19 protein-coding genes and 1 pseudogene are annotated in these 20,590 nt (G+C 68.2%); 13 read left to right on the forward strand and 7 right to left on the reverse strand.

The annotated features are described in order from the left end of the window. Nucleotides 1-107 precede the first annotated feature (107 nt). Both lepB and ACTJKJ_RS24465 read left to right on the forward strand, forming a co-directional pair. Complete coding sequence (gene lepB / locus ACTJKJ_RS24460) at nucleotides 108-809, forward strand: signal peptidase I (protein WP_440822657.1); 702 nt, start codon at nucleotides 108-110, stop codon at nucleotides 807-809. Nucleotides 810-926: 117 nt separating this feature from the next. Continuing rightward, a complete protein-coding gene (locus ACTJKJ_RS24465) occupies nucleotides 927-1,637 on the forward strand; it encodes a glutathione S-transferase N-terminal domain-containing protein (RefSeq protein ID WP_440822659.1) in 711 nt (236 codons plus the stop codon). A gap of 71 nt (nucleotides 1,638-1,708) precedes the next feature. Here ACTJKJ_RS24465 and ACTJKJ_RS24470 read toward each other — a convergent pair whose 3' ends face one another. The 4 genes from ACTJKJ_RS24470 to ACTJKJ_RS24485 are packed head-to-tail and all read right to left on the reverse strand — an operon-like array spanning nucleotide 1,709 to nucleotide 6,048. After that, the gene (locus ACTJKJ_RS24470; protein ID WP_440822661.1) at nucleotides 1,709-1,957 is read right to left on the reverse strand and encodes a SlyX family protein; all 249 of its coding nucleotides are present in this window, start codon (nucleotides 1,955-1,957) and stop codon (nucleotides 1,709-1,711) included. Beyond that, nucleotides 1,954-3,807, reverse strand: a complete 1,854-nt coding sequence (locus tag ACTJKJ_RS24475) for a DUF885 domain-containing protein (RefSeq protein WP_440822663.1) — start codon at nucleotides 3,805-3,807, stop codon at nucleotides 1,954-1,956. Before ACTJKJ_RS24475 ends, ACTJKJ_RS24470 begins: the two co-directional genes overlap by 4 nt. Before the next feature lie 50 nt (nucleotides 3,808-3,857). Further along, the gene (gene feoB / locus ACTJKJ_RS24480; RefSeq protein WP_297385639.1) at nucleotides 3,858-5,723 is read right to left on the reverse strand and encodes a ferrous iron transporter B; all 1,866 of its coding nucleotides are present in this window, start codon (nucleotides 5,721-5,723) and stop codon (nucleotides 3,858-3,860) included. Beyond that, on the reverse strand, nucleotides 5,716-6,048 hold the full coding sequence (locus ACTJKJ_RS24485; RefSeq protein WP_440822665.1) for a FeoA family protein: 333 nt from the start codon (nucleotides 6,046-6,048) through the stop codon (nucleotides 5,716-5,718). Before ACTJKJ_RS24485 ends, feoB begins: the two co-directional genes overlap by 8 nt. Nucleotides 6,049-6,358: 310 nt before the next feature. Here ACTJKJ_RS24485 and ACTJKJ_RS24490 point away from each other — a divergent pair, with 310 nt between their 5' ends. The 11 genes and pseudogenes from ACTJKJ_RS24490 to ACTJKJ_RS24540 all read left to right on the forward strand — a co-directional run. After that, a complete protein-coding gene (locus ACTJKJ_RS24490) occupies nucleotides 6,359-7,363 on the forward strand; it encodes a BMP family lipoprotein (protein WP_254783229.1) in 1,005 nt (334 codons plus the stop codon). A 25-nt stretch (nucleotides 7,364-7,388) separates the two neighbouring features. Continuing rightward, nucleotides 7,389-8,984, forward strand: a complete 1,596-nt coding sequence (locus ACTJKJ_RS24495) for an ABC transporter ATP-binding protein (RefSeq protein ID WP_440822667.1) — start codon at nucleotides 7,389-7,391, stop codon at nucleotides 8,982-8,984. After that, a complete protein-coding gene (locus ACTJKJ_RS24500; protein ID WP_297385646.1) occupies nucleotides 8,981-10,114 on the forward strand; it encodes an ABC transporter permease in 1,134 nt (377 codons plus the stop codon). Before ACTJKJ_RS24495 ends, ACTJKJ_RS24500 begins: the two co-directional genes overlap by 4 nt. After that, a complete protein-coding gene (locus ACTJKJ_RS24505; RefSeq protein WP_440822669.1) occupies nucleotides 10,107-11,072 on the forward strand; it encodes an ABC transporter permease in 966 nt (321 codons plus the stop codon). Before ACTJKJ_RS24500 ends, ACTJKJ_RS24505 begins: the two co-directional genes overlap by 8 nt. A 2-nt stretch (nucleotides 11,073-11,074) precedes the next feature. After that, nucleotides 11,075-11,518, forward strand: a complete 444-nt coding sequence (locus ACTJKJ_RS24510; RefSeq protein WP_183490809.1) for a cytidine deaminase — start codon at nucleotides 11,075-11,077, stop codon at nucleotides 11,516-11,518. Between the two features lie 38 nt (nucleotides 11,519-11,556). After that, complete coding sequence (locus tag ACTJKJ_RS24515) at nucleotides 11,557-12,414, forward strand: purine-nucleoside phosphorylase (protein WP_255488619.1); 858 nt, start codon at nucleotides 11,557-11,559, stop codon at nucleotides 12,412-12,414. A 155-nt stretch (nucleotides 12,415-12,569) separates the two neighbouring features. Further along, entirely contained in the window at nucleotides 12,570-13,334 is a 765-nt protein-coding gene (gene deoC / locus ACTJKJ_RS24520) for a deoxyribose-phosphate aldolase (protein WP_147242228.1), read from the forward strand. Between the two features lie 163 nt (nucleotides 13,335-13,497). Beyond that, on the forward strand, nucleotides 13,498-14,805 hold the full coding sequence (gene deoA / locus ACTJKJ_RS24525) for a thymidine phosphorylase (protein WP_440822767.1): 1,308 nt from the start codon (nucleotides 13,498-13,500) through the stop codon (nucleotides 14,803-14,805). A gap of 54 nt (nucleotides 14,806-14,859) precedes the next feature. Beyond that, entirely contained in the window at nucleotides 14,860-15,621 is a 762-nt protein-coding gene (gene trmB / locus ACTJKJ_RS24530; protein WP_440822672.1) for a tRNA (guanosine(46)-N7)-methyltransferase TrmB, read from the forward strand. A gap of 125 nt (nucleotides 15,622-15,746) precedes the next feature. Continuing rightward, the gene (coaBC, locus tag ACTJKJ_RS24535) at nucleotides 15,747-16,976 is read left to right on the forward strand and encodes a bifunctional phosphopantothenoylcysteine decarboxylase/phosphopantothenate--cysteine ligase CoaBC (RefSeq protein WP_091723770.1); all 1,230 of its coding nucleotides are present in this window, start codon (nucleotides 15,747-15,749) and stop codon (nucleotides 16,974-16,976) included. A gap of 128 nt (nucleotides 16,977-17,104) precedes the next feature. Further along, a pseudogene (locus ACTJKJ_RS24540) lies at nucleotides 17,105-17,353 on the forward strand (dUTP diphosphatase); the annotation flags it as partial. 513 nt (nucleotides 17,354-17,866) lie between these two features. Here the strand turns inward: ACTJKJ_RS24540 and dut are convergent. The 3 genes from dut to ACTJKJ_RS24555 are packed head-to-tail and all read right to left on the reverse strand — an operon-like array spanning nucleotide 17,867 to nucleotide 20,566. Then, nucleotides 17,867-18,328, reverse strand: coding sequence for a dUTP diphosphatase (gene dut / locus ACTJKJ_RS24545; protein WP_440822674.1), 462 nt, complete (start codon nucleotides 18,326-18,328; stop codon nucleotides 17,867-17,869). 31 nt (nucleotides 18,329-18,359) lie between these two features. Continuing rightward, a complete protein-coding gene (locus ACTJKJ_RS24550; RefSeq protein WP_440822676.1) occupies nucleotides 18,360-18,794 on the reverse strand; it encodes a hypothetical protein in 435 nt (144 codons plus the stop codon). Further along, entirely contained in the window at nucleotides 18,794-20,566 is a 1,773-nt protein-coding gene (locus ACTJKJ_RS24555; protein ID WP_440822678.1) for a hypothetical protein, read from the reverse strand. Before ACTJKJ_RS24555 ends, ACTJKJ_RS24550 begins: the two co-directional genes overlap by 1 nt. Nucleotides 20,567-20,590 lie beyond the last annotated feature (24 nt).

Below are 20,590 nucleotides of genomic sequence, written 5' to 3' on the forward strand. Positions count from 1 at the left end.
ACCGCCATCCGCCCGCGATTTCCCGCCATCCACCGCAGCGCGGGCGATGGCGGCGATCGGCGCGACCCACACTGGGCGCTCATCCACCCAGACCCGGAGCGTGTCGCATGTCGTCCCCGAAGCATCCCCCGATCGCCCGTCTGCGCGAGCTGCTGCGCGAGAACCGCGGCTTCCTGCTGTTCCTGGTCGGCTTCCTGTTCTTCCGCACCGCGATCGCGGACTGGAACCCGGTGCCCAGCGGCTCGATGCGGCCGACCATCCTCGAAGGCGACGTCGTCTTCGTCGAGCGCGTGGCCTACGACTGGAAGCTGCCGCTGACCGACATCTCGCTGCGGCGCACCGGCGAGCCGCGCCGCGGCGACGTGGTCACCTTCGGCTCGCCGCGCGACGGCACCCGGCTGATCAAGCGCATCGTCGCCGTGCCAGGCGACACGGTGGAGCTGCGCGGCGACCGGTTGATCCTCAACGGTCAGCCCGCGACCTACGCGCCGGTCGAGGAAGTGGACGAGACGCTGGTGCCCGGCGTGGCGGTGCGCGGCCTGCGCGAGATCGAGCAATGGGGCGACCAGCGCCGCATCGTGCAGTTCCTGCCCGAGGTCCGCGCGCGACGCGACTTCGGCCCGGTGGTCGTGCCCGCCGACCAGTTCTTCATGATGGGCGACAACCGCGACAACAGCGAGGACTCGCGCTTCATCGGCTTCGTGCCACGCCGGCTCATCATCGGACAGGCGCACCGCGTGCTGGTCTCGGCCGACATCACCGGCCGCTGGGCGCCGCGCTGGGACCGGTTCGCCGCGCCGCTGCGCTGAGGCGCGTCAACCACGTCGGCCCTGCAGCACGGTCCGCATTGACCTGTGTCGCGCAGGGTCTCTGAGGCCGCGCCGAGAATCGCCCGTCCCCTTCATCCAACGATCGACGGAACCCTCATGACGGACCTCTCCCGCTTTCCCATCACGAAGAAGTGGCCCGCGCAGCATCCCGAGCGGCTGCAGCTCTACTCGCTGCCCACGCCCAATGGCGTGAAGGTCTCGATCGCGCTCGAGGAACTGGGCCTGCCGTACGAGCCGCACCTGGTCAGCTTCCAGACCGACGACCAGCTCACGCCCGAGTTCCTGTCGCTCAACCCGAACAACAAGATCCCCGCGATCATCGATCCGGACGGCCCCGGCGGCGCGCCGCTGCCGCTGTTCGAGTCGGGCGCGATCCTGGTCTACCTGGCCGAGAAGACCGGCCGGCTGATCCCGCAAGACCCGGCACGCCGCTACGAGACGCTGCAGTGGGTGATGTTCCAGATGGGCGGGATCGGGCCGATGTTCGGCCAGGTCGGCTTCTTCCATAAATTCGCCGGCAAGGACTACGAGGACAAGCGCCCGCGCGATCGCTACCTCAACGAATCGAAGCGCCTGCTGGGCGTGCTCGAGCAGCGCGTGACCGGCCGCGGCTGGATCATGGGCGACGAGTACACGATCGCCGACATCGCGATCTGGCCCTGGGTCAACAACCTGGTGGGCTTCTACGGCGCCGGCGACCTGGTGGGCTTCAGCGAGTTCAAGGCAGTCCAGCGCGTGCTCGCGGCCTTCCTGGCGCGCGACGCGGTCAAGCGCGGGCTCAACATCCCCGCGCGCCCGACCGCCTGAGCGCGCTCTTCGACTCCCTCTCCCGCTTGCGGGAGAGGGCAGGGGTGAGGGCCAGCGGCCGTCGAAGGACTTCAGTAGTGCGGCGGCAGCTCATCGCGCAGCGAGCCCGCGCCGTCGCCTCGTCCCTCGGGCACCTGCTTGCGCAGCTGCGCGATCTCGCGCACCAGCGCGTCGATCTGCTCCTGCTGCCGCGCGACCTGCGCGTTGAGGTGATCGACCAGGTCCTCGGCGAAGCTGGCCTTGATCTCGAGCTCGGTGACCCGCGCCTCCAGGACCCGGACCTCCGCGGCCGCGTCCGCGCCTGCTCCGCTCGCGCTCATGGCTGTGCCTTGGGCGCCGCGGCGGCCGGCTGAGACATCAGTTCCGCGATCACCGACACCGGCGCGCTGCCGTAGCTCAGGAACTGCTCGTTGAAGGCCTTGACGCTGAAGTCCTTGCCCAGCGCCTGCCGGCGCCGCTCGCGCAGTTCCATGATGTCGCTGTAGCCGCTGAAGTAGCTCGTCAGCTGCACCGAGGTCAGCTGCACGCGACGCCACTTCTCGCGCGCCTCGCGCTCGGTCTGGAAGGCCTGGCGCTGCAGCAGGTCCAGCGCCTGTGCCTCGCTCATGCCCAGCACATGGACGCTGTAGTCCAGGATCGTGTTGGTGACGCTGCGCAGGTTCCACTTGCCCCACATCAGCCACATCTCCGGCGCGTTCCCGCCGTAGCCGGACTCCAGCATCATCCGCTCGCCGAAGACGGCCCAGCCCTCGACCATCGCGCCGTTGCCGAACAGGGTCTTGACCAGCGACGGCGACTTGTTGGCGTAGACCAGCTGCGTGTAATGGCCGGGCACGGCCTCGTGGATGTTGAGGATCTGCAGGATCCAGTGGTTGTATTCCCGCAGCGAGCTCTCGGCCTGCTCGGGCGTGAGGTCGTCCAGCGGCGTGACGTTGTAGTAGGTGCGGTCCTGCGGGCGATAGGGCCCGGGCGCCTCGATGCCGGCGCCGGCGACGCCGCGCTGGTACACCGGCGTCTCGCGCACGATCAGCGGCTTGCTCGCGTCCTGCGTCAACAGGTCGTGGTCGTTGATCCAGCGCTCCAGCTGCGGGATCTGCGCACGGATCTCCTTGACGAAGTCCTCGCGCTTGACGTGCCGCTCGCTGAGCTTGCCGATCACCGCGCCGATGCGCGCGAAGCGGTCCTCGGGCTTGGGCGCGTCGCCCATCGTCTGCGTCCAGAGCTGGTCCGACAGCTGCGCCATCTGCGTCAGCAGCGCCTCGCGCGCCTGCAGCGCCCGCTGGTACATCTGCTCGGCCGAATGCGTGGACTGGATGTCGTAGCCGAACTTCTTCTCGTACAGCGCCTGGCCGAGCCGGAAGCTGCGCGCCTTGCCGCTGGCCTTGCCCTCGGCCAGCCATTGCTTCAGCCGCGCGGTGTAGCCATTGACGGCCGCCTTCGCCGCGGCGATGCGGGCGGTGAGCTGCTTGCGCTCGGCCACGGTCAGCGACGCGGCGTCCGCGCCCTGCGCGGCCTTGGCCACTTCGTCGAGCACGCCCAGCACGCCCGGCGCCTGGTCGATCGCCAGCTGCGTGTGCTCCAGCGTCGGCTGCTTCAGCAGCGCTGCGCCGGCCCGGTAGTAGGCCGGCACCTGCGCCAGTCGCGCCGAGATCGTCTTCAGGCGTGCCGGCAACGGCGCGTAGTCCGTCGCCAGCATGTAGTCGATCGGCCCGGCGATGTTGAGGAAGGCTGGATTCCACTCGTACTCGCGCAGCTCGGTCAGCTGGAAGCGGTCGTTGCGCAGCTTGTTGAGCAGCTGGCCCAGGTCGGTGCGCGAGGCCGCGCTCAGCGTCGCCGCGTCGACGGCCTCGAAACGCCGGAGCCAGTCCGATGCGAAGGCCAGCGTGCGCGCGCGCATCGCGCGGTCCGGCGCGGGCAGGCGGTCGGCGTATTCATAACGGCCCGCGGCGATGGCGGCGTCCGGATCCAGGCGCCATAGCGCCTCGATGTAGTCGTTGGCCAGGCGCTGGAAGCGCGCGTCGGCGGTGGCCGACGCGTCGGGTTCGGGGCGCAGGACGTTGCGGGTCGGCTGGGCGGCGGGATCGGCCGCGAGCGCGGGCAGGGCGGTCCAGGCGCCGACGGTGGTCAGCGCGGCCACGGCCAGCGCGCGAAGGGTGGGGCGGTGCGTCATGGGGCGCGAGCATAGCCGGCCCGGGCCGGCGGGGCGCGCGCCGGTCGCCCTCAGGCCAGCAGCCAGCGGCTGATGTGGAAGGTCAGCCAGGACGCCAGGTAGGCCAGGCCGAACAGGTAGGCCAGCATGACGGCCGGGATCTTGTAGCCGCCGGTCTCGCGCTTGACCGCGGCCAGCGTCGAGATGCACTGCGGCGCGAAGATGAACCAGGCCAGCAGCGAGAACGCGGTCGGCAGGCCCCAGGTCGACGAGATCAGCGGCGTCAGCGCCTGCGCGGTGGCGTCGTCGCCGGTGGCCGACAGCGCGTACACCGTGCCCAGCGCGCTGACCGCGATCTCGCGCGCGGCCATGCCCGGCACCAGCGCCAGGCTGATCTGCCAGTTGAAGCCGATGGGCTCGAAGATCGTCGCCAGGCCGCGGCCCAGGTAGCCGGCGAAGCTGTACTCGATCGCCGGGCCGGTGGCGCCCTCGGGCGCGCCAGGGAAGGTCGACAGCACCCACAGCAGCAGCGTCAGCGCCAGGATGATGCCGCCCACGCGCTTGATGAAGATCTCCGCGCGCTGCCACAGTCCGATCGCGACGTTGCGCGCATGCGGCCAGTGGTAGCTGGGCAGTTCCATCATCAGCGGACGCACCTGGCGGCCCGCGTCGGTGAAGCGCTTGAGCACCCAGGCCACCGCCATCGCCGCGAGGATGCCGGCGAAGTACAGGACGAACAGCACCAGCCCTTGCAGCTCGATGCCGCCCCACAGCTCGCGCTGCGGGATGAAGGCGCCGATCAGCAGCGCATACACCGGCAGCCGCGCCGAGCAGGTCATCAGCGGCGCGATCAGGATGGTCACCAGCCGGTCGCGCGGATTGGCGATCGAGCGGGTGGCCATGATCCCGGGGATCGCGCAGGCGAAGCTCGACAGCAGCGGGATGAAGCTGCGGCCCGACAGCCCCACCGACCCCATCAGCCGGTCCAGCAGGAAGGCCGCGCGCGGCAGGTAGCCGGACTCCTCCAGGATGAGGATGAAGAAGAACAGGATCAGGATCTGCGGCAGGAACACCAGCACGCCGCCCACGCCCGCGATCAGGCCGTCCACGACCAGGCTGCGCAGGTGGCCTTCGGGCAGCAGCGCGCCGGCCTGCTCGCCGAGCCAGCCGGTGGCGGCCTCGATCCAGCCCATCGGCGCTTCCGCCCACGCGAACACCGCCTGGAACAGGAAGAACAGCAGCACCGCCAGCAGGATCGGCCCGAGGACCGGATGCAGCACGATGCGGTCGACCTTGTCGCTGGGCAGCTCGCCCTGCAGCGTGTCCAGGCCGAGTTCCTTGAGGATGTGGCCGATGCGGGCGTTGTCCTCGCCCTCGGGCACCGGGCTGGCGGTCTTCCACAGCTCGGGCTGGTCCAGCACCGCGCGCAGGTCGTCCAGGCCGTGGCCGTCGGTGGCGACCGTGCGGATCACCGGCACGCCCAGCAGCGCGGACAGCCTGGCCGTGTCGATCTCGATGCCGCGGCGCTGGGCCAGGTCGGCCATGTTCAGCGCGACCACGCAGGGCAGGCCCTGGCGCTGCACCGACAGGAACAGGCGCAGGTTGCGGCGCAGGTTGGTCGCGTCCAGCACGCAGACGATCAGGTCGGGCCGCTTCTCGCCCTGCGCGCGGCCGGCGAGGACGTCGACGGTGACGCGCTCGTCCGGCGAGCGCGGGTACAGCGAGTAGGTGCCCGGCAGGTCCAGTACCCGCAGCAGCTTGCCGGCGGCCGTCTTGAGCCGGCCTTCCTTGCGCTCGACCGTCACGCCGGCGTAGTTGGCGACCTTCTGGCGGCTGCCCGTCAGGCGGTTGAAGAGGGCGGTCTTGCCGCAGTTCGGATTGCCCACCAGCGCCAGCAGCGGCCCGGCCGGGTGGATGTGGACGACGGCCTCACGCATGGGCGGCCCCCGTCTGGCCGGTCGCGGCATCGGTCGCGGCATCGGTCGGGACGGCGAGCCCGCCGCTCGTGCCGCCCTCGAGCAGCACGCAGTCCGCCTCGGCCCGGCGCAGCGCGAAGGTCGACTGGCCGATGCGCACCACCAGCGGGTCGGCGCCGGGCATCGCGCGGGCCAGGACGGCGACGTGCTCGCCGGCGACGAAGCCGAGCTCCTCCAGCATCTGCTTCCATTCCGGCGCATGGGCCGGCGCCTGCAGCGACTTGACGCGGTGCGCCTGGCCGAGGACGGCCTGCGCGAGGGTGGGGACGGGAAGGACAGCGCTCATGTCGTGGGGATCTCGGAAGGAGCCTGCGGGCTTGCGAAGCGAAACATTCTAAATGATAGTAATTCTCAACTTGCTCGACCGAGCCGGGGTGATGTTTCGGTCAATCCGAGGGCGTTTGTCGATCCGCGCGAGCCGGCACGGGAACTGCTAGCCACTAGCCCGCATTCCAGCTGTGTGCAATGGCCTGATTTAGTGAGGCGGCCCCTGATTTGATGAGCCCGCAAACGTTTAGCGTTTTCCTTGACGTGGCTTACACTCGCGCCTTCTTAGAATGCCCGGCTGCTCCTCACCCCTTCGCATCGAGATCGCAATGATGAAGCCCTTCCTGTCGTTCGCCCCGACCGTCACCTCGATCGCCGCCGGCCTGGTGCTGGCCCTGGCGACCGGCGCCGCGGCCGCGCAGACCACCCCGGCGGTGATCTTCGACATGGGCGGCAAGTTCGACAAGTCGTTCAACGAGGCCGCCTACCGCGGCGTCGAGCAGTGGAAGAAGGACACCGGCGGCAAGTACCTCGAGTTCGAGATCAGCAACGAGACCCAGCGCGTGCAGGCGATCCGCCGCATGGCCGAGCGGGGCGCGAGCCCCATCATCTCGGTGGGCTTCGCCCAGGCCTCGGCGCTGAACCAGGTGGCCAAGGACTTCCCCAAGACCAAGTTCGTCATCATCGACGAGAAGGTCAACCAGCCCAACGTGCAGTCGGTGCTGTTCAAGGAGCAGGAAGGCAGCTTCCTCGTCGGCGCGCTGGCCGCGCTGACCAGCAAGACTGGCAAGGTCGGCTTCGTCGGCGGCATGGACATCCCGCTGATCCGCAAGTTCGAGTGCGGTTATGAGCAGGGCGCCAAGGCCGCCAACGGCAAGGTCGAGGTCTTCAAGAACATGACCGGCACGACCGCCTCGGCCTGGAACGACCCGACCCGCGGCGGCGAGCTGGCCAAGGCGCAGTTCGCCAAGGGCGTGGACGTGGTCTTCGCCGCGGCCGGCGGCACCGGCGTCGGTGTCTATCAAGCGGCCAAGGACGCCGGCAAGTTCGCCATCGGCGTGGACAGCAACCAGAACCACCTGCAGCCTGGCACCATGCTGAGCTCCATGGTCAAGCGCGTGGACGTGGCCGTCTACAACGTGCTCAAGGAATGGAAGCCCGGCATCAGCGTGCTGGGCCTGAAGGAAGGCGGCGTGGAGTACGCCGTCGACGCCAACAACGCCAAGCTGATCGCGCCCGCGGTCAAGGCCAAGCTCGACGGCTACAAGGCCGACATCATCGCCGGCAAGATCAAGGTCGCCGACTACATGGCCGACAACGCCTGCAAGAACTGACCCCTCGCGAGCGAGCGTCCCTGACATGACACAGTCCCCACGCGGCGCCGCCGCGCCCGCGGTCCGTCTGTGCGAGATCTCCAAGCGCTTCGGCGCGGTGCAGGCCAACCGGGCGGTGAGCCTGGCCGTCGAGCGCGGCACGGTGCATGGCCTGGTCGGCGAGAACGGCGCCGGCAAGAGCACGCTGATGGCGATCCTCTACGGCTACTACCACGCCGACGAGGGCCACATCGAGGTCGACGGCCAGCGCGTCTCGATCGCCAATTCGCATCAGGCGATCGCGCTGGGCATCGGCATGGTGCACCAGCACTTCATGCTGGTGGACACGCTGTCCGCGCTGGACAACGTCATGCTGGGCGCCGAGCCGGCCTTCTTCCTGGCGCGCGCCAAGCGGCAGGTGCGCCGCGAGCTCGAGACGCTGATGCGCGACACCGGCCTGACGGTGCGGCTGGACGCGACGGTGGCCGACCTGCCGGTGGGCGAGATGCAGCGGCTGGAGATCCTCAAGGCGCTGTACCGCGGCGCCCGGATCCTGATCCTGGACGAACCCACCGCGGTGCTGACGCCGCAGGAGACGGACCAGCTCTTCGAGGTGCTGAGACGCCTGCGCGAGCGCGGCACGACCATCCTGCTGATCACGCACAAGCTGCGCGAGGTGATGGCGCTGTGCGACGCGGTGACCGTGATGCGCGCCGGCACCGTGGTCAAGACCACCGCGATCGGCGACACGAGTCCCGAGGACCTGGCCGAGAGCATGGTCGGCCGCAAGGTCAACCTGGGCCGTGACGGCGGCGCGGCCAAGCCGCAGTCGGAGCAGCCGGTGCTCAAGGCCGAGGGCCTGACCGTGGCGAGCGACACCGGCTCCGGCGTGCATCTGCTGAGCAACGCCACGCTGGCGCTGCGCCCGGGCGAGATCGTCGGCGTGGCCGGCGTGTCGGGCAACGGCCAGAGCGAGCTGCTCGAGGTGCTGGCCGGCATGCGCGCGCCCGACGCGGGCGCGCTGCATGTGGCGGGGCGCGATTTCCAGGCGGCCGCGTGGATGGACCCGCGCACCGCGCGCGACCTCAAGCTGGCGCACGTTCCCGAGGACCGCCACGCGCTCGGCATGGTGCTGAGCTTCCCGGCCTGGGAGACGGCCGCGCTCGGTTACCACGAGCAGGACCAGTACTGTGCCGGCCCGCTGGGCCTGGGCATGGACCAGCGCCACCTGCGCGCGCAGACCGCCGAGATGATGGAGCGCTTCGACGTGCGGCCGCGCAATCCGGAGCTGGGCTCGTCCAAGTTCTCCGGTGGCAACCAGCAGAAGCTGATCCTGGCGCGCGAGATCGGCCAGCAGCCGGCGGTGCTGCTGGTGGGCCAGCCCACGCGCGGCGTGGATATCGGCGCGATCGAATTCATCCACAACCAGCTGCGCCGCCTGCGCGACGCGGGCTGCGCGATCCTGGTGGTGTCCAGCGAGCTCGACGAGATCCTGGCGCTGGCCGACCGCGTCATCGTCATGAACGCCGGCCGCATCACCGGCGAGCTCGCGATCGATGCCTGCACCGAGAAGAACCTGGGCCTGCTGATGTCCGCTTCCCCCTCCCACGAGAACGCCGCGGCCGCGGCGACCGCCGCATGAGCGCCCAAGCCTTGCAGATGCCGCGCTGGATGGACCTCGTCCTGCTGCCGCTGTGGAACCTGCTGATCGCGCTGGCGGTGGCCGGCGGCGTGGTGCTGCTGATCGGCGCCAGCCCGGTGCAGGCGCTGTCGGTGCTGCTCGAGGGCGCGCTGGGCAGCGCGCGCGGCCTGGGCTACACGCTCTACTACACGACCACCTTCGTCTTCACCGGCCTGGCCGTGGCGGTCGCCTTCCACGGCGGGCTGTTCAACATCGGCGGGGAAGGGCAGGCGACGCTGGGCGGCATCGGCGTGGCGCTGCTGTCGCTGTGGCTGGCGCCCAAGCTGCCGGGCTTCGTGATGATCCCGCTGGCGATCCTGGCGGCGGCGCTGTTCGGCATGGTCTGGGCCGCGGTGCCCGGCTACCTGCAGGCCTGGCGCGGCAGCCATGTGGTCATCACGACCATCATGTTCAACTTCCTCGCCGCCGGCCTGAACGGCTACCTGCTGGTGAACTGGCTGCGTCCGGCGGGTTCGATGTCGGTGGAGAGCGATGCCTTCGCCGACTCGGCGCGCATGCCGGCGGTCCATGAACTGCTCGCGAAGTTCGGCGTCGAATGGCCGTCCTCGCCGCTGAACCTGTCCATCCTGCTGGCGCTGGCCGCCAGCGTCTTCGTCTGGTGGTTCCTGTGGAAGAGCCGCGCCGGCTACGTGTTGCGCGCGGTCGGCTCCAACCCGAGCGCCGCGCATTACGCCGGCATCCGGCCGCGCTGGCAGGTGCTGGCGGCGATGGGTCTGTCGGGCGCGCTGGCCGGGCTGGTCGGCGTCAACGAGATCGCCGGCGTGCAAGGCAAGCTGACGCTGGACTTCGTCGCGGGCGCCGGCTTCACCGGCATCGCCGTGGCGCTGATGGGCCGCAACCACCCGGTGGGCATCGTGCTGGCCTCGCTGCTGTTCGGCACGCTGTACCAGGGCGGCGTCGAGGTCTCCTTCGAGGTGCCCGGCTTCAGCCGCGAGATGGTGGTGACGGTGCAGGGCCTGATCGTGCTGTTCGCCGGCGCGATGGCGATGGTGAGCGCGCCGATGTTCGCGAAGCTCTACGCGGCATTCGCGCGCAAGCAGCGCGCGGCGGAGGGGAAGTCCCATGGATGAGGTGCTGATCGGCTCGGTGCTGGCGTCGACGCTGCGCGTCACCACGCCGCTGCTGTTCGCCGCGCTCGCGGGCCTGCTGTCGGAGCGCTCCGGCGTGGTCGACATCGGCCTGGAAGGCAAGATGCTCTCGGCCGCCTTCGCCGCGGCCGCGGTGGCCAGCGTGTCGCACTCGACGACGCTGGGCCTGCTGGCCGCGATCGGCGTGGCGATCGCGATGTCGATGGTCCACGGCTTCGCCACGGTGACGCACCGGGGCGACCAGGTCGTGTCCGGCGTCGCGCTGAACATGGTGGCCGCCGGTCTGACGGTGGTGCTGGGCATCGCCTGGTTCGCGCAGGGCGGCCAGACGCCGCCGATCGCCGCCGAGCAGCGCATCACCGGCCTGCTGCCGCAGTGGGCCGAGCCCACCCCGGGGAGCTGGGCCGCATCGGTCATCGGCCACGGCCTGCTGAGCCACAACGCGCTGGTCTACCTGGCCTTCGCGCTGGTCGTCGTGGTGTGGTTCTTCCTGGAGCGCACCCGCCCTGGGCTGCGCCTGCGCGCGGTCGGCGAGAACCCCGCGATGGTCGATGCCGCCGGCGTGTCCGTGCCGCGGCTGCGCTACACCGCGCTGGCGCTCAACGGCATCCTGTGCGGCCTGGGCGGCGCCTACCTGACGCTGGCGCAGAACGCCTCGTTCTCGCCCAACATGACGGCGGGCCGCGGCTTCATCGCGCTGGCCGCGATGATCTTCGGCAAGTGGAAGCCGGTGCCGACGCTGTGCGCCTGCCTGCTGTTCGGCTTCCTGGACGCCGTCGCGATCCGCCTGCAGGGCGTGTCGCTGCCGGGCATCGGCGAGGTGCCGGTGCAGCTGATCCAGGCGCTGCCCTACCTCCTGACGGTGGTGCTGCTGGCCGGCTTCATCGGCCAGGCGATCGCGCCCAAGGCGCTGAGCAAGCCCTACGTGAAGGAGCGCTGAACATGAGCGCGCAGAACCTCATCGCCTCGATCCCGCTGCCCGCCGACGTCATCGAGCGCCTGCTGAAGGCCGCGCTCGACGCGCGCCAGCATGCGCATGCGCCGTACTCGAAGTACTTCGTCGGCGCCGCGGTGCTGGACGAGCACGGCCGCATCCATGCCGGCTGCAACATCGAGAACGCCGCTTATCCGCAAGGCTGGTGCGCGGAGACCAATGCGCTGGGCCACATGATCATGGGCGGCGGGCGCATCGCCCGCGCGGTGATGGTGACCGGCGCCGGCTCGGAAATCATCACGCCCTGCGGCGGCTGCCGCCAGAAGCTGCGCGAATTCGCGCGGCCCGAAGAGTTGATCGTGATCGCGGGCGACGCCAGCGGCGTGCGCGCGCACTGGACCCTGGAGCAGCTGCTGCCGGCGAGCTTCGGTCCCGACCATCTGAAGAACTGACATCGACGCGGTCACGACGGCCGCGACAGGAGAGAACCATGTCCATGCCCCTGCAAGGCGCCGAGCTCGACGCCGCCATCACCACGTCCATCGCCACGCTGAAGGCCACCTTCGGCGAGCAAGGCCCCGAAGTGGCCGTGGTGCTGGGCTCCGGCTGGGCCGGCGCCGTCGACCAGCTCCAGGACGCGAAGCACCTGCCGTATGCGCAGCTGCCGGCCTTCCCGCAGCCCAAGGTCGAGGGCCACGTGGCCGAGATCGCCGTCGGCCGTGTCGGCCAGCAGCGCGTGGCGATGCTGCGCGGCCGCGCCCACACCTACGAGAGCGGCGACTGCACCGGCATGGCCGGCGCGATCCGCAGCCTGAAGGCCTGGGGCGTGAAGGTGCTGGTGCTGACGAATGCCTCGGGCAGCCTGCGCTCGCACCAGCCGCCGGGCAGCCTGATGCTGATCTCGGACCACATCAATGCGCCGCAGCGCTCGCCGCTGACCGGCCTGCCGGGCAGCGACCGCTTCTGCGACATGAGCGTCGCCTACGACGCCGAGCTGCGCCAGCAGGGCTTCAAGGTCGCGCGCGACGTCAACATGGTGCTGACCGAGGGCGTGTACGTGTGGGCCGTCGGCCCGCACTTCGAGACGCCGGCCGAGATCCGCATGTTCGCCGCCTGGGGCGCCGACGCGGTGGGCATGAGCACCGTGCCGGAGACCATCCTGGCGCGTCATGCCGGGCTGCGCGTCGCGGGCCTGGCGCTGATCACCAACATGGCCGCGGGCATGTCGGACGAGGCGCTGACGCACGCGCTGACGCTGCAGCAGGCCAAGGCCTCGGGCGAGCGCGCGGCGGCCTTCCTGGGCCAGTACTTGGCCTCGTTGGCGACGCTGGCATCGCTCAAGGGCTGATCCGCCCGGAAGGCGCAAGATCGGGCCGGCGGTCCGGCCTCGCGAGGCCGTGATCGCCCCTCCGTCCGGAGCACGGGGCGCGCGGCGCCGTGCGCCGGCCAGCCAACGCCGCGCGCTGCGTGACGCAGCCCTGGGAGCAGTAGATGAAGACCGAGATGAGTCTTGAACAAGCGGCGCGACTGGCGCTGCAATGCCTGGACCTGACCAGCCTGAACGACGGCGACACCGCGGCCGACATCGACGCGCTGTGCGCTCGCGCCATCGGCGCGCCGGAGCGCGGCCATGTCGCCGCGGTCTGCGTCTGGCCGCGCTTCGTCGCGCAGGCGCGTGCCGCTTTGCCCGCGGACATCCGGGTCGCGGCGGTCGCGAATTTCCCCGACGGCAGCCTCGACCTGCCGCGCGTGCTGGCCGAGGTCGACGCGATCGCGCAGGCCGGCGCGCAGGAGGTCGACGTGGTGCTGCCGTACAAGGCGCTGATGGCGGGGCAATCGACCGAGGTGGCGGAGTTCCTCGCGGAGGTCCGCCACGCGACGCGCCCGCTGACCTTGAAGGTGATCATCGAATCGGGCGAGCTGGGCTCGCCGGCGCGCATCGCCGAGGCCACGCGGCAGGCGCTGATGGCCGGGGCCGACTTCGTCAAGACCAGCACCGGCAAGAGCCCGGTGTCGGCCACGCCCGAGGCGGCCGCGACGATGCTGCGCGAGATCGCGGCGAGCGGCCTGGGCAACGCGGGCTTCAAGGCCTCGGGCGGGATCCGCTCGGTGGCGGATGCGCGCGGGTACCTGCAGCTGGCCGCCGATGCGCTGGGCGTGAGCGCGCTGACGGCCCACCGCATGCGCTTCGGCGCCAGCGGGCTGCTGGGCGACATCGAGGCGGTGCTGGCCGGGCAGGACAGCGCGGCCGTCAGCGCCGCCTACTGACGCGGCGACGCACGGGCGCAGAAGCGGCAAAGACGCGACAAAGAAGCGGCTCGGCGAGCGGCGCATCGCGACGAAGCCGCGACCTTGCCGCGATGGCCATCACGAAGCGACGCCCCGGCGGACAAGGGGCGCTGAGACAACCACACATCGAAGGGACGCGGCGATCATGCTGGCGCAGGAAATCATTCGGGCCAAGCGCGAGGGGCGCGCGCTGGACGAGGCCCAGATCCGGCACTTCGTGCGCGGGCTGGTGGACGGCAGCTGGAGCGAGGGCCAGGTGGCCGCGCTCGGCATGGCGGTGTTCCTGCGCGGCATGGGACGGGACGAGGCGGTCGCGCTGACGCGCGCGATGATGGACAGCGGCCGCGTGATGCGCTGGCCCGACATGCCGGGTCCGGTGCTGGACAAGCATTCGAGCGGCGGCGTCGGCGACAAGCTGAGCCTGATGATCGCGCCGATGGTGGCGGCCTGCGGCGGCTACGTGCCGATGATCGCGGGCCGCGGCCTGGGGCACACCGGCGGCACCGTCGACAAGCTCGAGGCCATCCCCGGGTACACGACGACGCCGGCGCCAGCGGACTTCGACCGCATCGTCCGCACGCTGGGCTGCGCCATCATCGGCCAGACCAGCGACCTGGCGCCCGCCGACAAGCGCTTCTACGCGGTGCGCGACATCACCGCCACCGTCGAGAGCGTGCCGCTGATCACCGCGAGCATCCTGTCGAAGAAGCTGGCGGCCGGTCTGCAAGGGCTGGCGATGGACATCAAGTGCGGCAACGGCGCCTTCGCGGCGACGCCCGAGTTCGGCCAGGAGCTGGCGCGCAGCATCGTCGAGGTGGCTGGTGGCGCGGGCCTGCGCACACGGGCGCTGATCACCGACATGAACCAGGTGCTGGGGCGGGAAGTGGGCAATGCGCTCGAGGTGCGCGGGGCCATCGACTACCTGAAGGGCGACGGGCCGCGCGAGGCCCGCACCCATGAGCTGACGCTGGCACTGTGCGCCGAGATGCTGGTGCTGGGTGGGCTGGCGCCTGACACGGTGGCCGCGCGCGTGAAGCTGCAGGCGGCGCTGGACAGCGGCGCAGCGGCGGAGCGCTTCGCGAAGATGGTCGCGGCGCTGGGCGGGCCGGCGGACCTGATGGAGAGGCCGGATGCGTATCTCGCGGCCGCGCCGGTCGTGNCGCCGCGCGCGGGGCGGATCGTCGGGATGAAGACGCGGGACATCGGGCTGGTGATCGTGGAGCTGGGCGGCGGCCGGCGTCTGCCAGGCGACGCGCTCGACATGCGGGTCGGGCTGGATCGCTTCGCGCAATCGGGCGACGTGGTGGCGGCGGGCGATCCGATCGCCTTCGTCCACGCGGCGGACGAGGCCTCCGCTGAACGCGCGATCGCGCAGGTGTTGGCGGCAGTCACCATCGAGGACGCGCCGCATTGGACGCCGGCACCGCTCGTCATGGCTGAGTTGGGCTGACTGCGGGGCGATGCCGATCGGTAGAATCCCGCCCCTCGTTCCCTGAATCCCGCCATGCCCGATTCCATCGACCCCAACGACGATCCCATCGACAGCGACGACGTCAGCGAATCGCCGGCGGGCGAGGGCGCCAATCACCCGCGCGCCCGCATCCGCAGCTTCGTCGTTCGCGCGGGCCGCATGGGCACCGGGCAGATCAAGGCGCTCGCGGAACTCGGTCCCAAGTTCGTGCTGCCGTTCAAGCCCGAAGCGCTCGACTACGAAGCCACCTTCGGCCGCCAGGCCCCCGTGGTCTTCGAGATCGGCTTCGGCATGGGCGGCCCGACCGCCCAGATCGCCCGGGCCTTGCCGGGGACCGACTTCATCGGCTGCGAGGTCCACGAGCCCGGCGTCGGTGCGCTGCTCAAGCTGATCGGCGAGCAGGACATCCCCAACATCCGCATCTTCCAGCACGACGCCGTCGAGGTGCTGGACCAGATGATCCCGCCGGGCTCGCTGGCCGGCGTGCACATCTACTTCCCCGATCCCTGGCACAAGAAGCGGCACAACAAGCGCCGCCTGGTGCAGCCGCCGTTCGTCGCCAAGCTGGTGAAGCACCTCGCGCCGGGCGGCTACCTGCACCTGGCCACCGACTGGGAGCCCTACGCCCAGCAGATGCTGGAAGTGCTGAGCGCCGATCCGGACCTGGTGAATGCCTCGTCCCGCGCCGACGGCTATGCCGACAAGCCGGACTACCGCCCGCTCACCAAGTTCGAGCACCGCGGCCTGAAGCTGGGTCACGGCGTCTGGGACCTGGTCTTCAAGCGCAAGGGCTGAATCGCGCCGCTGGCCCCGCGACCGCGCGGCCGCGGTGCATCGCTGCGTGACCAAGGTCAGGCACGGACCGGCCCGCAAGGCCATTCAAGGCCGTCAAAAGGGGCGCGCTGGTAGAGTTCCGCCCCATGTCCGAATCCAACTCCCTCGCCGGTCGGCACATCCTGCTGGGCCTGTCCGGCGGCATCGCCTGCTACAAGATCGCCGAGCTCACCCGGCTGCTGGTCAAGGCCGGCGCCACGGTGCAGGTCGTGATGACCGAGGCCGCCGAGGCCTTCATCACGCCGGTGACGATGCAGGCGCTGTCGAACCGGCCGGTCTTCACCAGCCAATGGGATGCGCGGCCCGAGAACAACATGGCGCACATCAACCTCACCCGCGAGGCCGATGTGATGCTGATCGCGCCGGCCAGCGCGGACATGATCGCCAAGCTGGCCCAGGGCCGCGCCGACGAACTGCTGTCGCTGACCGCGCTGGCGCGCCCGGCCCAGCGCTGCGCGCTGCTGCTGGCGCCGGCGATGAACCGCGAGATGTGGGCCCATCCCGCCACGCAGCGCAACCTGGCGCAGGTCCGGGCGGACGGCGCGCAGGTGCTGGGCGTCGGCAGCGGCGACCAGGCCTGCGGCGAGGTCGGCGATGGCCGGATGCTGGAGCCGCAGCAGTTGCTCGAGCACGTCGTCTCCCACTTCCAGCCCAAGGTGCTGGCCGGACGCAAGCTGCTGATCACCGCGGGCCCGACCTACGAGGCGATCGATCCGGTGCGCGGCATCACCAACCGCTCCAGCGGCAAGATGGGGTTCGCCATCGCGCGCGCTGCGGCGGAGGCCGGGGCCGAGGTGACGCTGGTGGCCGGCCCGGTGCACCTGCCCACGCCGCTGGGCGTGACCCGCATCGACGTGCAGAGCGCGCGCGAGATGCTGGACGCGGTGCTGCCGCGCGCGGCGACGCACCAGGTCTTCGTCGCCACGGCGGCGGTGGCGGACTGGCGGCCGGCGCAGGCGGCCGAGCACAAGATCAAGAAGAACGCCAAGGCCGGCGAGGCGGTCGCGCCCGCGCTGGCGCTGGCCGAGAACCCCGACATCCTGGCCACGGTGGCCGCGCTGCCGCAGCCGCCGCTGTGCGTCGGTTTCGCGGCGGAGAGCCAGGACCTGATCAAGCACGCGCGCGAGAAGCGCCAGCGCAAGAACGTGCCGCTGATCGTGGCCAATGTCGGACCGGCGACCTTCGGCCAGGACGACAACGCGCTGACGCTGGTCGACGCGCGCGGCGAGCGCGAGCTCTCCCGTGCCGACAAGCTGACGCTGGCCCGCGAGCTGGTGCGCGAGATCGCGCAGCGGCTCACCACCTACACTGCCTGACTTTCCGCCGCGCGCGGTGCGCCGTCCGGCGCGCGCGTCGCCCGAAGCGCTCACGCCGCCCCGGCCGTTCCGGGGGCGAGGGCGGCGATGGGCGATGGCGGCATCCCGACTCTCTTCCCGTTGACTCCATGACCACCATCGATCTCAAGGTGCTCGACCGCCGCATGGCCGAGCAGCTTCCCGCCTACGCGACGACCGGCAGCGCCGGCCTGGACCTGCGCGCCTGCCTGGACGAGGCGATCACGCTCGCGCCGGGCGACACGGTGCTGGTGCCGACGGGCCTGGCGATCCACATCGGCGACGCCGGCCTGGCGGCGATGATCCTGCCGCGCTCGGGTCTGGGCCACAAGCATGGCGTGGTGCTGGGCAACCTGGTGGTTATGCGCAGGAATCAAACAGTCTCAGGTTTGTCTCACTGAACCTCTGAACCAGGCAGCGCTGCTTACCTCGAGCACCGGCGAGCAGGTTGCCCTTCCTGAGGTTTTGTTTTTGCTCCCGGGGGGGCGCGCAGCGCCCCCCTCCCGGCCAACCAGGCTCGGTGCGATTCGACAGTTCCCTAGTGCCCGCCTGAGGCGGCAGGGGCGGCATTTACAGAACTAGCCTAGGCCGCTCTCTTCGCACTCTCTCAGCTGCACGCCGGCTCTGAACGGTTGCTCGGCAAATTCCACGCGCGAGGACCGAAGCAACTGTGCAGCCTTCGGGCCGTCCATTTCTTCAACTCACCAGGGCTTCAACGCAGCCCTTTGCGGCGACCTTGAGCTCGATGGCTGGGCGAGACGTTCAGACGCGCCAGCAGGGCCCTGGCAGCCCACAGCCGTATCACAAGGCCTTGGGAAGCCCGAGGCGAGGACGCCACACCATCCCGGCGGGCGCCCTTGCATGAAACCGCCTTACGCGCGCCCGGTACTTCCGAAGCCGCCTTCGCCTCGCGAGGTCTCGGTCGAGAACGTGTCCACGAACTGGAACGCGACCTGGACCACAGGCTGGAACATCAACTGGGCAATACGCTCGCCGGGCTCAATCTTGAAGGCGGTGTCGCTGTCATTGGCAAGGATGACGCCAATCTCGCCGTGGTAGTCCGAATCCACTACGCCGATTCCTTGCGCAACACGGACTCCGTGCTTCAAGGACAAACCGGACCGAGACGCAACGATTGCGACCAGACCCGGGTCCATCATATTGATTGCAAGGCCAGTCTTCACCAATAGGCGGGCGCCTGGAGCAAGCTCAATTGCATCTGCGATGCAGGCGCGCAAGTCGATTGCCGCCGAGCCGTCCGTCGCGTAAGTAGGCGCAGGCACGGAAGTACCGAGCAGGGGATTCACAACTTTCGCTTCAATTCTTCGGAACATGGCACACTCCATAAAATCGTTACAGCCCAGTCTATTCTCGCTTCTTGGGCATCGGCACGACATTGTCGCCGGAATTTTCGCCGGGATCGTTGATTTGTTCGCGCAGCCGCTTGCACTCATTCCACAAAAGAATAATTTGCGCATTCTTCGTCTGAGAAATTTGGTCTCGCTCCTGTTTTAAGGCGGAAACTTCTTTTTTCAGATTTTCAATTGTTTTGAGCGCGTCGTCGGAGTTCGCGACTTTAAGGCTGTCGCCTCGCGACACTCTCAGCGTGGGCCCCTTGAGCGAGTCATAAGATGTTTGCAAATCAGGATATTTTGCAAGATGCCTATAGAGGGTGGCGCGCGACACCTTTGCCTTCTTTGCGACCATTTCCGCAACATCGCCAGTCGGAGGCGTTGAATTCTGCGCCGAAGTCGTGAGAGCAGTAATTGCGCGGGAAATCTTCTTGTAGTTCTCGGACATCAACGATCCTTGGCCATCGTCATAATGTCTCGGATGCGTTCAGCCTCTCGATTCAACACTTCTCGCTGAATCCTGTTGCGCTTAGTCAGCGCTACGAACTCAATGGTCTGTTCGAGCTGCCCCTGCCAAATGGGGAGGTGCTCCTTGCGAACACAAGAGTTAGAACAACTCCCAGGATCACAAGCGTTAAGTACCGGCACATCCGCGTCTAGGCGCTTCCCCGTGCATAGAGCTTTTTCTGGACGAAATAGGCAAAGATTGAATTTGCCGACATGAATATTTTGCGGGCCGCGTTCGAGCCACTTCGCGATCTGCGATGCGCTTGCATCCACGGCATGGCCCTCAAATTCCATCTCAAATTCTGCCGCCAACTCTTTGCCGAGACCGCCGCCGATTTCGCCGGCCGCGATGTCAAGCGCGATTTCGCCCAGGATGTCCAGATCGAATAGCTCTTGCTCTTCGTCCAATAGTTTATTCCATTCGGGGTCATTTCCGGCATAGCCCTCAAACGTAGCCACGCTGATATGCTTATATTGCAGCATGCCGGCAATTATGCCAAAGGGTCTCCGAGCGATGTGTCGAGCGAGTGTTCGCCTAAATTGGCGTGCATTGAATCGCCACTTGATTAATTTTCCAGCGCGCGTCTCATGCAATGGAATTTCGCGCCCTAAAAATATGGAGCAATGGTCTACGAAAGCGTGTATCTGATAAATGATTGACGCCGAGGTATATGGCTTCCACTCAAAACTCCCTGAGTCGGAATTGACAGAAAAAGGAGCGTGGCCGTTAGTAAGCAACAAGCCATCCTTTTTTGTGGCTGCACGAATAAATTGAGTTAACTGCTCAAGAATCTTGATGGCTTCAACCACTTCTTGAACAATAACCCAGGTATCACGTTTTCCACCTGCACGGTGCTTGTGCAGAACAGTGTTCAAATACCAGACCTTCTCGCCGGAAGGAAGTTGATCCTCTACGCAGCAATGGGCAAAGATTGAGAGAAGCTCGGACACTCTCACCCCGGAAAATGCCAGGGTCACCAACATGGCAGCGTTGCGAAGGTTATAGACTTCTGCAAGCAACTCTTCCAAGGCAGTCCATTGCATGAGCCTCCAAAAAGAAGGCGTATCTCGAAGGATTTTGCGAACAGCCGATGCGAGCGCCTTGTCCTTTGTGGAATTTGAGACATTCCTTTTGGAAATCCTCTCCCAATTGGCCATCACGGCAAGCCAAGCTTGAATAATGTGAGGCGCCCACTCTTGCGTATAGCAGAATGCGCTGGCCATGAGCGGTGCGAAAATTTCGTCAGGAATGCATGGCGTTTTATTCTCCCCTCGTTTAGCCGCGCCCGTCGGGAGTAGCGTTTCCATCGACATGCCGAACGGGATCGCCGGCAGCGGGAATGTGAGTCGCTCCCCATAACGCCAAAGCCGATAGGCGGCTCCAACGATAGTGGCAATCCGCTCGGAGCTACGCTTCTTCTCCTTTCCGAGCCGCATGTGCTTCAGAAATTTGACCCAGTCGCTCTTTGTGATTCGCGTGAAGTTCTTCCTCCCCAGCGAATCGAAGAACTTGACGAATGTCATTATTGAGTTGACTTCATTCTGGACTGTCAACCACTCAACCTCGTGGTCCTCGTCAATTAGAGGTACGTGCATCCTCGCGTAGGCGTACTCTGCGACTGCCAACGCAAAACCGCCTGGAAACCCGGGAATTCTGTGTAGATGTAGCTCCTGGCTCCCGGCCACTCCCGGGGTAGTGACCAGCTTCTTCATCTTCCAGATGCCGTGAGAGAAAAC

Origin of the sequence: Roseateles sp. 22389, assembly GCF_052044995.1 — a bacterium.
Classification (GTDB): domain Bacteria; phylum Pseudomonadota; class Gammaproteobacteria; order Burkholderiales; family Burkholderiaceae_C; genus Roseateles.